This is a genomic window from Flavobacterium sp. KBS0721 (genome assembly GCF_002007065.3).
GTDB lineage: Bacteria > Bacteroidota > Bacteroidia > Flavobacteriales > Flavobacteriaceae > Flavobacterium > Flavobacterium piscis.
In genome coordinates this window covers 126,723-142,477 of the sequence record NZ_CP042170.1, presented here as the reverse complement: position 1 = coordinate 142,477, position 15,755 = coordinate 126,723, and the positions used below count along the sequence as shown (strand labels likewise).

Here is a 15,755-nt window from a genome sequence, read left to right as displayed (position 1 = left end):
CGATTGAACCATAATAAGCAATTATTCGTTTTTCTTTTTTTATGTATTACGTGTTTTTCATTTGCTCAAAATGCTCATGTAAAAGGTGTTATTTTAGATGATCATAACCGTCCTGTTCCTGATGTAAATATTACTTCTTTAGGAACCACAAGGCAATCTGATGAAAATGGTTTTTTTGAAATCAATATCCCTTCAAACAAAAAAACTTCGCTGATTTTTACTCATATTTCTTTAAAAATGATGAGTCTTGCGGTGAATTTAAATCCCAATGAAGTTTTTGTTTTTAATCCCGTTATGAGCAGCTCAGAAGAGCAAATGGGAGAAGTTTTTGTTTCTACCAAAAATAAAAAGCGTGTTCAGGGAATTGCTACTGTTGATGCGGCGACAATCAAGAAAATTCCCGGAGCAAATGCAGGGATCGAAAATATTCTAAAAACATTGCCTGGAGTAAATTCAAACAATGAACTCAGTACGCAATATGCAGTTCGTGGGGGTAATTACGATGAAAATTTAGTTTATGTAAACGAAGTAGAAGTTTATCGTCCGTTTTTGATTCGTTCCGGACAACAGGAAGGTTTGAGTTTTACGAATACAGATCTGGTCCAGAATGTTGATTTTTCGGCAGGAGGATTTCAGGCTAAATTTGGCGATAAATTATCTTCAGTTTTGGATATTACTTATAGAAAGCCAACTGAGTTTGGCGCTTCGTTAGAGGCTAGTTTATTGGGCGGAAGTATTGCTGTTGATGCTGTTTCTAAAAATAAAAAGTGGTCAGCGGTGACTGGAGTTCGTTATCGAAACAACAGTTTGCTCGTAAATAGTCAGGACACGCAAACCAATTATACTCCTACTTTTGCCGATATTCAGACAAATGTCAATTATGATATTTCGGATAAATGGCAGGTGAGTTTTTTAGGTAATATTTCTCAGAATAAATATTTGTATCAGCCATTAACACGCGAAACAAAATTTGGAACAATAGATCAGCCTATGTCTCTGGCGGTGTATTACGAAGGAAAAGAACGAGATCAATACGATACGTATTTTGGCGCTTTGAAAACAACTTACAAGGTTTCGCCAAGTTTTACTTTAAAATTTATAGGTTCGCTGTTTCATACAAAAGAGGAGGAGCATTTTGATATTTTGGCGCAATATCGTTTAGGAAATGTAGGAGACGACGGATCAACTCAAGTCGATTTTACACGCGGAATTGGTTCGCAGCTCAATCACGCCAGAAATGATTTGGATGCTTTAATTGCGAATGCAGAAATTAAAGGTTTTAAGGAATGGAAAAATGACAGCCAGTTAGAGTTTGGTCTAAAATATACCAGAGAATCGATTCGTGACAGAATTGTAGAGTGGGAGATGATTGACTCGGCAGGTTTTTCTATTAATCCGCCTATTGTTATTTTACCTAAAAACAATCAGCCTTACGAACCTTATACAGGGCCACTTTTGCCGTATCAGGATGTTCGTGCGACTAATTTTAATACTATCAACAGATTTTCGGGATACGCCCAATACAATAAGAAATCAGAACTGGGATCCAATCAGATTTGGTATAATGTAGGTGCTCGTTTTCAAAGTTGGGATGTTTCCGGAGCCTCGGTTGAAGGAAAAAATCAAGTTGTTTTTAGTCCGCGTGCTCAGTTTGCAATTAAGCCGGATTGGGATATGGATATGGTTTTCAGACTTTCGGGAGGATTGTATCATCAGCCGCCTTTCTATAGAGAACTTCGTGATCTGGATGGCGTTGTGAATCCAAATGTAAAAGCGCAGGAATCCGTGCATATTGTTTTGAGTAATGATTATAATTTCAAGATGTGGAACCGTCCGTTTAAATGGGTAACGGAATTGTATTACAAATCACTTTCAGATGTCAATGTATATTCGATCGATAATGTGAGAATTCGTTATATCGCCAATAATAATGCAAAAGCGTACGCACAAGGTCTTGATTTCAGGCTGAACGGAGAATTTGTTCCGGGAACGGAATCATGGATTAGTTTTGGTTATTTAAGAACCGAAGAAAATTATGCAGATAAAGGATATATCGCCAGACCAACAGATCAACGATTGAAATTCGCAATGCTGTTTCAGGATTATATGCCGAATATCCCGAGTGTGAAATTATATCTTAATCTGGTTTATAATACTGGTTTGCCAGGTGGAGCGCCGGCATATTCAGATCCGTATTTGTATCAAAACCGATTGAACGATTACCGCAGAGTAGATGTTGGTTTTGCTAAAGTTTTTGTAGACAATAGTACAAAAGTGGCTAAGGCAAAATGGTTGAAAAACTTCAAAGAATTATCTGTTGGGTTAGAAATTTTCAATCTTTTTAATAATCAAAACGCAATCACCAATACCTGGGTTCGTGATGTGTACTCTAAAAACCAATACGCGATTCCAAATTATATGACTTCAAGGGTTTTTAATGTAAAGCTGAATGCGAGGCTATGACAAATAAGAGTGAAAAAAGAAAACGAATTTTTTACGTGCCGGGAATAATATCTTTGGTTTTTATTCCGTTGTTGTGTTTGTATTCTTGGTATAAAGCAGGTGTCTTTAAGAGCGAAGGATGTATTAATATCTATTTTCCTGAAAAGTCTATTGCCAAGTCAAATTTGCAATCTATTAAAAGAAATTATCAGGTTTTTAGCTTTAATAGTTCTGAAGTTTTGCAATCTAAAGATTTAGAAAATCTTCAGGCTGTTTTAAGGAAGTTGAATCGTGAAAATGATACTATAAATGGGGTTCAGATTCATTTGGGAAATAAAATGACTTATGAAGTTTATGTTAGAATTTGGGATATTTTAGCAATTGAACAAATGCCTACTTATCTACAATATAACAATGATTTTTTTGTTTTAATGTTGCCAAAACCGAAGCCTGATAAAAATTTAGAAGAAATAGTCCCTATTACATGTGGATATTGGGAGGCTAATAAAGAATATATCTTAAAAGAACGAAAAGAAAGGCAATTTCAGTATATTTCGGCACTACATAAAAGGTATTTGTATCTTTTTCTCGGTTATCTGGGAATTGTAGTTCTCAACATCTTTGCCTTAGTAAAATTCAATAAAACGAAATAATACAATCAAAAATACTATATTTGATATCCTAATATAATTAGCATACATGAAAAAAACCTTAATATATATAGCCTTGGCAATCGTCGGAACATTAGTGAGTTGTAAAGACGACGTTCAGAAACCGAAAGTGATTTATGATGCTGCCAACAAATCAAATGTTGTATCCAAAACAGATTCAACGCAGATTGAAATAGCCGATTTGCCTATTCAGATGGAAGGGACGAGTTATTTAATACATCCTGTTGGTGATTTACGCGTTTTCGAAAAAGGAACGAAATCACGTTATGGATCTTCGAGTGTAAACGACTTGAGCTTTACAATTTCGAATTTAGGAGAATATGAAATTACAGGATATTTGCAAAACCTGAAGTTTCAAAAAGTCGATTCAGATTCTATTCGCCCTTTGACAGATAAGCCAGCTTTGATCTTAACGGCTACTTATTTGAAAGCGGTTGCAGACAGAACTCAAAACCAAATTATGGTGTATACATTGGCTGATGCTGATACGAATAAAGATGGGAAAATTGATTCAGGAGATATTAAAACATTATATCTAAGTAGTATTAGCGGAGAAAATTTCACAAAGATTTCAGAAGATTTTCAGGAATTAATAGACTGGAGTTTAGTAGAATCTAAAAGCCGTTTATACTTTAGAACAATAGAAGATACCAACCAAAACGGACAATTTGATAAAAACGACGTTTTGCATTACAACTATATTGATCTGGCTTCTAAAAAATGGGAAGTGAAGAGTTATAAGCCGATTTAAATTTTAGATTTCTGATTTCTGATTTTAGATTGAAATTAAAGTTTAGATCTGATTCAAAATAAAACCGTTTGGAAATTAATTTCTAAATGGTTTTCTTGTTTTTAATTATGATCAAAAAAAAAGAGCCACTAGGCTCGATAACTTTTGTAGAGCTGGACTTTAGTCCAGTTTAGGTTAATATTTTAAGAAATTATTTAAAATCCACAGCCAATAAGATATAAATCCTTTTAATCTGTGTAATCAGTGGCTAAAAAAAACTTAGAGCCTTAGGGTCTCAGAATCTTAGCAACTTAAAAAAAAAATCTAAATCAAAATATCACTTTCCAAATCAGATTTTTCAATTTCAAAACCAAATCCTAATCGTTCTACGAGCTCAATAACCAGCTTTTTATACCAGTTTTCAGATTTTGGATGAATATAGATCTTTTCAATTAATTGTTTAAGATCGACGTTTATTTTTAAACCGTCATTTAGTCTCAAATTACTTTTTGAAGTATCGGTAATAATGCGGACTTCACGCTCGTACTGAAAACTTTTTCTCTTAAATAAAAACGGGAAGAACAAATCATCAAACGGAATATACTCTTTTTTATAATCGATATAGTTGACTTCGCCAATATACTGGTCAAAATTATTCTCGGGATTCAAAGCTTTCTGCAATCTTCCAATAGTAGACTGGATAGCTAATCCTTCGCTGTTTTGAGTGAAAATCTGCCACATGGCAAATGATTCGTATTCATTGATGTGCCAGCTGCTTATAGCGACTTGTTCGCGATGCGTTTTGTAATAATTTAAAAAGTCAGGATTGTCTATTGCCAGTTTTTTAATCTCTTCAAAGGTAGGTTCGCTAAAAGTACCTTCATACTGATCTTCGAATTTATCAGATCGGGACATGAATAATTTCTTCGACAATAATAAATCAAGAAATTTAGATAAGTCCAAGTATTTCCAAACAATAGTATCCGGATCATCAGGAAGCGTTATGTTTGGATTGTTGAGATACATTTTTTTGAGTTTTAAGATTTATTCTAAAAAAAAGCCACAGATTATACAGATAAATATATGATTTTAATTCTTTAGTAGAAAAATAATCCGTGTTAATCTGTGTAATCTGTGGCTAAACGTTGATTCTTTTATTTACGATTCAAAAGACTGCATCGTTACCAGCTTATTGTAAGTTCCGTTGTGAGCAATCAATTCGTCGTGTGTTCCTTGCTCAACGATTTTTCCTTTTTGCATTACCACAATCAGGTCTGCTTTTTGAATGGTCGAAAGTCGGTGCGCAATTACAATCGAAGTTCTGTTTTGCATCATGTTCTCTAAAGCCACCTGAACAAATTTTTCACTTTCAGTATCCAAAGCAGATGTTGCTTCATCCAAAATCATAATCGGAGGATTTTTCAATACCGCACGGGCAATTGATAAACGTTGTTTTTGTCCTCCTGAAAGTTTGTTTCCGCTGTCTCCAATGTTAGTGTAGATTCCTAAAGGTAACTCGCTTACAAATTCATAAGCATTCGCGATTTTTAGAGCCTCGATAATTTCATCATCTGTAGCGTCTAATTTTCCTAACGAAATGTTCGCTTTTATAGTGTCGTTAAATAAAATGCTGTCCTGAGTAACCAATCCCATTAAACCACGAAGAGATTGTAAGTTCATGTCTTTTATATTGATGCCGTCAATCGCAATAGTACCATCATTTACATCATAAAAACGAGTCATTAAGTTGGCAATAGTACTTTTTCCGCTTCCTGATTGTCCAACTAGTGCTACTGTTTGGCCTTTTTTAATACTAAGAGAAAAGTCTTTTAAAACCGTTTCGTCCTGATATTTAAAATTGATATTTTTAACCTCGATACTATCATCAAAAGATATTTTTACAATAGCATCAGGTTTAGAAGTAATAGGGTTTTCCTGATCTAAAATTTCCAGAACACGTTCTGCTGCTGCATTTCCTCTTTTTACTCCGTAAGAAGCTTTAGAGATTGCTTTTGCAGGTGTCAGGATGTTGTAGGCTAATCCCATGTAAGCGATAAAAGCAGCGCCATCTAAGCTTTTGTCGATTAAAACCATTTGTCCTCCGTACCATAATAAGATCGCAATTACAGTGATTCCCATAAATTCACTTGCAGGAGAGGCTAAGTTCTGGCGATTACCAATACTATTTGATAAATTAAAAAAACGTTCTGTAGAATTTTGAAAAACATTGTTGAAATAATTTTCAGAATTATATCCTTTTACAACCTTCAAACCTCCAATAGTTTCTTCTATAGTCGATAAAAAAGTACCTTGTTCCTGTTGTGCTTTAGTAGATTGTTTTTTTAGCTGTTTTCCAATTAATGAAATGATATAACCGGAAACAGGAATGAAAATAAAAACAAAAAGCGTTAGCTTAGGACTGATAATCAACATTGTGGTTATGGTGAAAATGATAGTCAGAGGTTCTTTTACAATAAGTTCCAGAATGGCTAAAAATGAGTTTTGTACCTCATTTACGTCGGCTGAAATTCTTGAGATCACATCTCCTTTTCTTTTTTCAGAATAAAAAGCCAAAGGCAGTTCCAGCGTTTTCTTGTACATTGCATTTCGCATGTCTCTTAAAACACCATTTCGCAAAAAAGTGATAAAAAACATAGCGGCATAATCGGCTAAATTTTTAAGCAAAAAGATCGAAATAATAATCGCGACCATTATCGATAAAACATATCCGGATTCATGTGTGCCTTTTGTGGTGGTAATGTAATAGCTTAAATAGTCCTGACCGTAGTCCTGAATTTTTAAAATTCCCTGATATACCGGTTTTACATTAATTTGCTTATTTTTATCAAATAATACCTGAAGCATCGGTATTAAAGCAACAAACGAAAGTGTGCTAAAAAGCGCATACAAAACATTGAAAAAAATGTTTAAGAATGCATATTTTTTATACGGATATATAAAAGGGATTATTTTTTTTATGTTACTCATTTATTTATAGATGTTGTTTTCTGCTATAGCAATGGCTTTTTCCAGTTTTTCTAGCAATAATTTTTTTTCTGGTAATTGGGTTAAATAAGCTGAAACTTTTATTTGTTCGTCATTGTCAAGCATTAAATAGTTTATTTGTTCAGGAGATTTTTCACTGCACAAAATTAATCCAATTGGTTTGTTTTCACCTTCTTTTTGTTCGTTTTTCTCTAACCAACGTAAATAGAGCTCCATTTGGCCTTTGTATCCGGCTTTAAATTTTCCTAGTTTTAAGTCAATAGCAACCAATCTTCTAAGTCCGCGATGATAAAAAAGTAAATCGATATAGAAATCTTCATCATCAATTGTTATTCTTTTTTGACGTGCAAGAAAAGCAAATTCGCTTCCCATTTCAGTAATGAAATTTTGCAATTGTGCCAAAATAGAACTTTCCAGATCCTTCTCAGAATAACTGTCATGAAGTCCCAGAAAATCAAGAAAGTAAGGGTCTCTAAAGGTGAGGTCCGGACTAATTTGTTTTTCTGATTTTAAAAGAGCAAGATCATTAAGAATAGTTTCTTCGGGCTTTTTACTAATGGCAGTTCTTTCAAAAAGCATACTGTCAATGCGTTCCTGTAAAGTTCTCACGCTCCAACGTTCGTGAACGCTCATTTGAATGTAAAACTCTCTTTTAATATTATTTTCAATATAAATTAAGGTTCTAATATGAGACCAACTCAATTGTGCACACAGTGTGTGCACAATTGTAAAGTCTTGAATTATAGAGTTTAACTTGATGAAGCTGTGCAGGTTTCTTTTGTTAAATCCACTTCCGTATCGTGTAGAAAGTTCCTCGCTTAAATTCTTAATGAGTTTCTTCCCATAATCGGCACGATCATTTTTTAGAATTTCTTCATTAATGGTCTTTCCAATTTTCCAATACAACAGCGTTAATTCCTGATTCACCGTTTTGGCAACAAAATGACGGGTCTGGTCTATTAATCCTATAATCGAATTTAATAGTTCAGGCTGCTCATTTGTTTCCGGTTTATCACTCATTATTTTTTATTTCAATTGCATTCCTGCAATGATATTTTGTATTTTTTCGTCTAAATAACTTTCTGCAGCATCAAAATTAGCAACCGAATCTAATTCTGCATTAACGCTAATGTAGAATTTAATTTTAGGCTCAGTTCCGCTTGGTCTTGCACAAATTTTAGAACCATCTTCTGTGTAATAAATCAATACATTCGATTTCGGGATATCCATTGCAGATTCTTCACCAGACAATAAATTCAAAGCGATCGATGATTGATAATCTTCAACCATAATCACTCTTTGTCCGTTGATTTCTTTTAAAGGATTTTGACGTAAATTAATCATCATCTGATTGATTTCCTGCAAACCTTCCATTCCTTTTTTGGTCAATGAAACCAGGTATTCTTTATAGAAACCATTTTCTACATAAAGTTGTAAAAGTTCATTATAAACGCTGCTTCCTGCCGCTTTTGCCTGAGCTGCAACTTCGCATATTAATAAAGTAGCTGCAACGGCATCTTTATCTCTCACGGCATCACCAACCATAAAACCAAAGCTTTCCTCGCCACCGCCAATAAATTCAAGTTCCGGGAAATCTTTGATCATTTTGGCAATCCATTTAAAACCGGTCAAACCAACTTTACATTCTACGCCATAACTTGTAGCCAGTTCCATCATCATCGGAGTCGAAACAATCGTAGAGCCTACAAATTGTTTACCGTTGATTTTGCCTGCTTTTTTCCATTGTTTCAATAAAAAAGAAGTCATCAAAATCATCGTCTGATTTCCGTTAAGCAAAATCATTTTGCCATCGTTGTTTCTAACCGCTACACCAAGACGGTCACAATCAGGATCTGTTCCTACAACAATGTCAGAATTGGTTTTATCGGCCAAAGCCAAAGCCATAGTCAAAGCTTCAGGCTCTTCTGGATTTGGAGATTTAACTGTTGGGAAATCTCCGTCAGGAATTGCTTGTTCCGGTACAATATGAACATTTTTGTAGCCCGCTTGCGCTAAAGTATCCGGAATAGATTTTATAGAAGTTCCGTGCAATGAAGTAAAAACAATATGTAAATTATCTTTGGCTTCAGCCGGAGTATTAAAACTTGCGTTTTCGATAGATGATTTTATAAAGGCCTTATCAATTTCATTATCAATATATTCAATCAGACTTTCGTTAGCATTGAATTTAATTTTATCGTAGCTTAAATTTTCGATCACATTGATAATTGCAGCATCCTGAGGAGGAACAATTTGTCCGCCATCTTCCCAATATACTTTGTATCCGTTGTATTCCGGCGGATTATGAGAAGCCGTAAGTACGATTCCGCATTGACATCCTAAATGTTTAAGTGCAAATGATAATTCAGGAGTTGGTCGTAAGTCTGAGAATAAGTAAACGTGAATTCCGTTTGCCGAGAAAACATCAGCCACAACTTTAGCCAAAGTATTACTGTTATGACGACAATCATAAGCAATAACTACTTTTAAAGGTTGGTTTGGGAAAACTTCGTGTAAATAATCAGATAAACCCTGAGTATTTTTTCCAAGCGTATATTTGTTGATTCTGTTGTTTCCAACGCCCATAACACCACGCATTCCTCCAGTTCCAAATTCAAGATTTTTATAAAAACTTTCCTCGAGTTCTTTTGGCGATGTAGTCATTAATTCTTTAACCGCAGCTTGTGTATCGTTGTCAAATGTAGGTGTTAACCATTCGTTTACAGCATTCAGGATATTAGGTGCTATATTCATCATTCGTATATTTTTATATTTAATTTAAAATAATAATAATTTTCAGGAGCTAATCCTGCTATCATTCCAATCTTTTTTGTTGTAGAAAAAACAACAAAAAAAGGATTTTTCCCTTCAAATGAAATTCACTGAACTCCAATAAAAATAGAAGTATAGTGAAGTAATCAAGGCTAGGGCTTCATGTTAAAAATTAACCTCTCGGGCTACTTTGTAACGTGCTTCGTTGCTTTTAGTTCTCAAAATAATCTCCCCAAGAAAACCTGCAAGAAATAATTGAGTTCCCAGAATCATGGTTGTTAAGGCGATAAAAAACCAGGGATTACTAGTTACGAGGCTATATTTCATTCCGTTATACATATGGTATAATTTAGAAATACCAATATATGCGGCAGATAAAAAACCGATAATAAACATTACCGATCCCATCGCGCCAAATAGGTGCATTGGTCTTTTTCCGAATCTTGACAAGAACCAAATTGTAATTAAATCCAGGAAACCGTTTATAAAACGTTCCATTCCAAATTTGGTTTCGCCATATTTACGAGCCTGGTGAATCACTACTTTTTCGCCAATTTTATTAAAACCGGCATTTTTGGCCAAAACAGGAATATATCGGTGCATTTCGCCCGAAACTTCAATATTCTTTACAACTGTATTTTTGTAAGCTTTTAATCCGCAATTGAAATCATTCAATTCAACTCCCGAAGTCTTTCTCGCCGCCCAGTTGAAAAGTTTAGAAGGAAGATTTTTTGCCACAACAGAGTCGTAACGTTTCTTTTTCCATCCTGAGACCAAATCAAACTTCTGAGCGGTGATCATTTCGTATAATCCCGGAATCTCATCCGGACTATCCTGTAAATCGGCATCCATTGTAATAATAACGTCACCTTGCGCTTTTGCAAAACCAGCATGTAGGGCCTGCGATTTTCCAAAGTTTTTCATGAAACGAATTCCTTTTACATTAGGGTTTTCGTTAGAAAAACTTTCAATAATATTCCAAGAATTATCTGTACTTCCATCATCTACAAAAATGATTTCATAAGAGTAATTGTTAGATTGCATCACTTTAATAATCCACGAATAGAGTTCTTTAAGTGATTCCTCTTCATTAAGAAGCGGTATAAGTATAGATAAATTCATTTATATTTTATTATAGACTTAAGGTTTGTCATTCTTTACTATTGCTCCAATAATTAGAGAATATATTAATCCAATTAATGAATACATGACAAGTGTTACTGGAAGAACAATTAATGGGTTCATGAATTTTTTAACCATGCTAAGTCCCATTTCTAATTCTTGTGATGTTATATTAGGATTTTGAGTTATCATTCCTTCTTTAGAAATTTCCAGCATTTCATTTATGAATTCAGGAAATATCAAATTAAAAATTACACTAAATATGGCATATACCAAGCCTGCAATAACAGTAATTGAAACTCCTGTTTTTAAACATTCAGAAAAAGATATGAATCCATTGTTGATATCCTTCTTATAATGATTGCAACCTAAGTATATAAAAATAAGAGGCAGAACTAAATAGTTGGCTATATTTACAATTACTCCAACACTTGAGTTTACTAATGATTTCATGCCAATTACATACATAATGACAAACTCTAAAACCATTATAACACCGAACAAAAGACCGTACATAGTTCCCGACTTGGCAGGAGATATATTTTTATCCATATAATTATTAGTTTAATTAATCCACAAATATAGCAATTCCCAATATATGAGAGATAAAAAAGCTTTTTGAATTTAACTAAAAAAAAGTGGGATAAACATTTGTAGATTAAAAAAGAATTGTAAATTTGCAAACTCAAATAATTAAAAGTTTTAAACAAAAAAAGAGTATCCTTTGTTTACACCTTTTTCTAACCATGAAAAAGCTTCAAAATAAAAATGCTCTAAACAATAAAATAAAAGAAAAGATGAAAAAAGGAATTCACCCAGAAAATTACAGATTAGTTGCATTTAAAGACATGTCAAATGACGAAGTTTTTATCACTAAATCTACTGCAGATACAAAAGAAACAATTGAAGTTGACGGAGTTGAGTATCCAGTTGTAAAAATGGAGATTTCTAGAACATCTCACCCTTTTTATACTGGTAAATCTAAACTTATCGATACTGCAGGACGTATTGATAAATTTAAAACTAAATATGCAAAACACGTTAAAAACTAATAACTGTTTTTACTTATACAAAAGCCTTCCAATTTGGGAGGCTTTTTTTATGCAATTATTTTTGGATAAATAATAGCCACCAATTTGTTTGAATATCTGGGAGTTAAAGAGAAAAAATAATAGTTTAAAATTAGATAAATTCGTGAATTCGTGGCGAAAAAAAAATATTTCTCCATTTTGAACAGAAACACATTTAATGAAAACGCATAAATATTTGTAACTTTGATCTCGATAACCAAATCAAGATTTTAACAAGTACAAATTTTATATTTATGAATTACATTCTTTTTGACGGTCCCGTCCGGAATGCTTTACTACCTTTTACTTTTACAAGGCCTGTTGCTGATATACTAATAGGAATCATGACGATTCGTCAAAAATGGGAAGCACGTTTAGGTTCGACCATTACAACTATTACCGAAGAATACTTGTCAACTAAATTTCCGATGGTGGAAATGGAAGAAAATGTAATGATCAATGCGGCATATTTACCAAATGATACGCTTGCAGAACTGGTTTCTGATTTAAAAGAAAATCAGGCAATCTTTAAAGGAGATGATGTTATCGCTTTTTTTACAACAGAAAATCAGGAAGAAGTAGATTTTGATGCTTACGAAATCATTCAATATAACGGAGATGCTCTGACTGTAGAACATACATGGGATATTTTTTCTAAAAACGATGCAGCCATTCGTGAAGATTTTATTTATCTAACCGAAGACAGAAAATCACAGCCTATCCCAAAAAGTGTTAATGTTATTGCGCCCGAGAATGTATTTATCGAAGAAGGAGCAAAGTTAGAGTTTGTTACGCTGAATGCTTCAACAGGACCTATATATATAGGTAAGAATGCCGAAATTATGGAAGGAACCGTAATTCGTGGTCCTTTTGCTTTATGCGAAAATGCTCAGGTAAAACTAAATGCCAAAGTGTATGGCGCTACAACAGTGGGTCCGGGATCAAGAATAGGCGGAGAGGTTAAAAATTCGATTCTTTTTGCTAATTCAAACAAAGGACACGACGGGTTTTTAGGTGATTCAGTTTTGGGAGAATGGTGTAATATTGGCGCAGACAGTAACAATTCAAACCTGAAAAACAACTACGAAGAAGTAAAGTTATGGAGTTACGAAACCGAAGGCTTTGCGAAAACCGGGCTTCAATTTTGTGGTTTAATGATGGGAGATCATAGTAAGTGCGGAATCAATACCATGTTTAATACCGGGACTGTAGTAGGAGTAAGTACCAATATTTTCGGGAGTGGTTTTCCTCGTAATTTTGTTCCTAGTTTTTCATGGGGAGGTGCAGGAGGTTTTACTACTTATGTAACCAAGAAAGCTTTCGAAACTGCAAAATTAGTGATGGGAAGACGAAATATAGATTTCGACGAAACAGAATCTGCAATTTTAGAACACATTTTTGAGGAAACTAAAAAATGGAGAAAGGATTAATTTAATGAGATAATTAGTCAATTAGACAATATAGCAAACCCGACAAGTTTTTAAAACTCGTTGGGTTTGTATGTTTTAAATTAATTACTAATTATCAAGTTTAGTAAAATCTCCTTTTAAGTTAAATTTTAATTCTAAACCGTTTGTCAGTTTTGTTTCGTAACCAAAAGTTCCTATTTCTATTTTCGTTATCTTCTCTTTAGGAAAATTAGTTTTTACGTACGAAGCAATTTTTTTCGGGATAACAGAGGAAGGAATTTTATCTCCATTACCGTCAACTTCTTTCCAGTTTCCTTTTTTATCAAATTCTATTTCAATTTTATTGTCAAACTGTACTTTATATTCTGTAGAAAGGATTTCTTTATCTTCTAATATATAGCTTGGCTTTTTAGATCCAAAGTGAGCCTTTAAAAAAGTTTGCGCATTTGCGGGTAAGGCTTCTTTTTTAATGACGGCTTTTTGTGCATTTGCAGAAAATCCAAACAGTAATCCTGCAATTAGGCTGGCTACCACGTTTAATTTCGTTCTCATATTTTGCTGATTTTAATTCTAATACAAGATAAGGCTAAATTTTTAAAGATGTAGGAATATTGGTGTAATATTAAAAAATGGAGCGCGCTGTGGTTTAAATAATATTGTCTAATAGTCTAATTAATCTATCTTTGCGCTTTTAAAAAAATACTTGCTGAGAAGTCTAAAAATCTAAGCAGTCTAAAAATCTAAAAATCTCAATGATTACAGTTAACGATATTTCGGTTCAGTTTGGTGGAACTACACTATTTAGCGATGTTTCTTTTGCTATAAATGAAAATGATAAAATTGCCCTTATGGGTAAAAATGGTGCGGGAAAATCGACACTTTTAAAAATAATTGCAGGTCAGAGTAAACCTTCTACAGGAAGTATTTCGGCTCCAAAAGAAGCGGTTATTGCTTACTTGCCTCAGCATTTATTGACCAAAGATGGTTCGACTGTGATGGAAGAAGCATCTAAAGCTTTTGGTGAAATTTTTAAAATGAAAGCTGAAATAGATGAAATCAACGAACAATTAACCGTTCGTACAGATTACGAAAGTGATGCTTACATGAAATTGATCGAAAGAGTTTCTGACTTAAGCGAAAAATTTTATGCAATCGAAGAAGTGAATTACGAAGCTGAAGTGGAGAAGATTTTAGTAGGTTTAGGTTTTGAGCGTGAAGATTTTGCTCGTCAGACTTCAGAATTTTCCGGAGGATGGAGAATGAGAATTGAATTGGCTAAAATTTTATTGCAAAAACCGGACTTAATTTTACTGGATGAGCCAACCAACCACATGGATATTGAAAGTATTCAGTGGCTGGAAGAATTCCTGATCAATTCAGCAAAAGCGGTTGTTGTAATTTCGCACGATAGAGCGTTTGTCGATAATATTACCAATCGTACTATCGAAGTGACAATGGGAAGGATATACGATTATAAAGCTAAATATTCTCATTACCTGGAATTAAGAAAAGATCGTCGTGTACACCAGCAAAAAGCCTATGATGAGCAGCAAAAAATGATTGCTGATAACAGAGCTTTTATCGACCGTTTTAAAGGAACATTCTCTAAAACAGATGCTGTTCAGTCTCGTGTTAAAATGCTTGAAAAGTTGGTGATCGTACAAGTTGATGAAGTAGATAATTCTGCATTAAAATTAAAATTTCCTCCGGCGGCACGTTCAGGCCAATATCCTGTAGTGGTAAAAGAACTTTCTAAATCATATGGAGATCATGTTGTTTTTAAAGATGCTAATATTGTGATCGAACGAGGTGAAAAAGTAGCTTTTGTAGGTAAAAATGGTGAAGGAAAATCGACCATGATTAAAGCAATCATGAAAGAAATTGGTATTGATGAAGGAAGTGTTGAAATTGGACATAATTCTCAAATTGGATATTTCGCTCAAAACCAAGCTTCATTATTGGATGAAAATGCAACAATTTTTGAAACGATTGATAATATTGCTGTTGGAGATGTTAGAACGCAGATTAAAAATATTTTGGGAGCATTTATGTTTCAGGGAGATGATATTACTAAAAAAGTAAAAGTACTTTCCGGAGGAGAAAAAACGCGTTTGGCAATGATTAAATTATTGCTTGAACCAGTTAACTTATTGATTCTGGATGAGCCTTCAAATCACCTTGACATGAAAACCAAAGACATTATCAAAGATGCTTTACGTGACTTCGACGGAACTTTAATTTTGGTTTCTCACGACCGTGATTTCCTTGACGGATTAGCGACTAAAGTTTTTGAATTTGGAAACAAACGTGTAAAAGAGCATTTTGAAGATGTAGCAGGTTTTCTTGCTCATAAAAAAATGGATTCTATGAGAGAGATAGAGAAGTAAACTAGTTAAAAATATAATAATATAAAGGGCGTTAGTTAATTCTAACGCCTTTTTTTTATGAAAAAATATGGAAAAACGATTTATTAAATAAATGTTAAAAACATGATATAAATCACAAACGTAACTTTAAGGATTAGATAATTTTA

General features: G+C 33.6%; 13 protein-coding genes. 6 read left to right on the top strand and 7 right to left on the bottom strand.

What is annotated here, in order from left to right; translation table 11 throughout:
- Window positions 1-3: 3 nt before the first annotated feature.
- From B0M43_RS00705 to B0M43_RS00695, 3 genes are read left to right on the top strand one after another with little or no spacing between them, the layout of a single operon-like run.
- Window positions 4-2,463, top strand: a complete 2,460-nt coding sequence (locus B0M43_RS00705) for a carboxypeptidase-like regulatory domain-containing protein (RefSeq protein WP_078005838.1) — start codon at window positions 4-6, stop codon at window positions 2,461-2,463.
- On the top strand, window positions 2,460-3,095 hold the full coding sequence (locus B0M43_RS00700; RefSeq protein WP_078005837.1) for a hypothetical protein: 636 nt from the start codon (window positions 2,460-2,462) through the stop codon (window positions 3,093-3,095). Before B0M43_RS00705 ends, B0M43_RS00700 begins: the two co-directional genes overlap by 4 nt.
- A 46-nt stretch (window positions 3,096-3,141) precedes the next feature.
- Window positions 3,142-3,864, top strand: coding sequence for a hypothetical protein (locus tag B0M43_RS00695; RefSeq protein WP_078005836.1), 723 nt, complete (start codon window positions 3,142-3,144; stop codon window positions 3,862-3,864).
- A 303-nt stretch (window positions 3,865-4,167) separates the two neighbouring features.
- On the opposite strand, the gene B0M43_RS00690 is transcribed toward B0M43_RS00695, so the two are convergent.
- The 6 genes from B0M43_RS00690 to B0M43_RS00665 all read right to left on the bottom strand — a co-directional run bounded on the left by B0M43_RS00690 (window position 4,168) and on the right by B0M43_RS00665 (window position 11,295).
- Window positions 4,168-4,869: a DUF2971 domain-containing protein gene (locus B0M43_RS00690; RefSeq protein ID WP_065451077.1), complete on the bottom strand. Its 702-nt coding sequence runs from the start codon at window positions 4,867-4,869 to the stop codon at window positions 4,168-4,170.
- 132 nt (window positions 4,870-5,001) lie between these two features.
- On the bottom strand, window positions 5,002-6,831 hold the full coding sequence (locus B0M43_RS00685; protein ID WP_078005835.1) for an ABC transporter ATP-binding protein: 1,830 nt from the start codon (window positions 6,829-6,831) through the stop codon (window positions 5,002-5,004).
- Window positions 6,832-7,869, bottom strand: a complete 1,038-nt coding sequence (locus tag B0M43_RS00680; RefSeq protein WP_078005834.1) for a YhcG family protein — start codon at window positions 7,867-7,869, stop codon at window positions 6,832-6,834.
- Window positions 7,870-7,875: 6 nt separating this feature from the next.
- Window positions 7,876-9,603 carry a phospho-sugar mutase gene (locus tag B0M43_RS00675; protein WP_078005833.1) on the bottom strand — a complete coding sequence of 576 codons (1,728 nt, stop codon included), beginning with the start codon at window positions 9,601-9,603 and terminating at the stop codon, window positions 7,876-7,878.
- A 183-nt stretch (window positions 9,604-9,786) separates the two neighbouring features.
- A complete protein-coding gene (locus B0M43_RS00670) occupies window positions 9,787-10,743 on the bottom strand; it encodes a glycosyltransferase family 2 protein (RefSeq protein ID WP_065451081.1) in 957 nt (318 codons plus the stop codon).
- A gap of 18 nt (window positions 10,744-10,761) precedes the next feature.
- Window positions 10,762-11,295 (bottom strand): DUF4199 domain-containing protein, encoded by a 534-nt coding sequence (locus B0M43_RS00665; RefSeq protein ID WP_065451082.1) that lies wholly within the window; start codon window positions 11,293-11,295, stop codon window positions 10,762-10,764.
- Between the two features lie 245 nt (window positions 11,296-11,540).
- Between B0M43_RS00665 and B0M43_RS00660 the strand changes: the two genes are divergently transcribed.
- Complete coding sequence (locus B0M43_RS00660) at window positions 11,541-11,795, top strand: type B 50S ribosomal protein L31 (protein WP_029272307.1); 255 nt, start codon at window positions 11,541-11,543, stop codon at window positions 11,793-11,795.
- Window positions 11,796-12,067: 272 nt separating this feature from the next.
- On the top strand, window positions 12,068-13,243 hold the full coding sequence (locus B0M43_RS00655) for a GlmU family protein (RefSeq protein WP_065451083.1): 1,176 nt from the start codon (window positions 12,068-12,070) through the stop codon (window positions 13,241-13,243).
- 87 nt (window positions 13,244-13,330) lie between these two features.
- On the opposite strand, the gene B0M43_RS00650 is transcribed toward B0M43_RS00655, so the two are convergent.
- A complete protein-coding gene (locus tag B0M43_RS00650) occupies window positions 13,331-13,774 on the bottom strand; it encodes a PepSY-like domain-containing protein (RefSeq protein WP_078005832.1) in 444 nt (147 codons plus the stop codon).
- A gap of 200 nt (window positions 13,775-13,974) precedes the next feature.
- Between B0M43_RS00650 and B0M43_RS00645 the strand changes: the two genes are divergently transcribed.
- A complete protein-coding gene (locus B0M43_RS00645; RefSeq protein WP_065451085.1) occupies window positions 13,975-15,609 on the top strand; it encodes an ABC-F family ATP-binding cassette domain-containing protein in 1,635 nt (544 codons plus the stop codon).
- The last annotated feature ends 146 nt before the right edge of the window (window positions 15,610-15,755 follow it).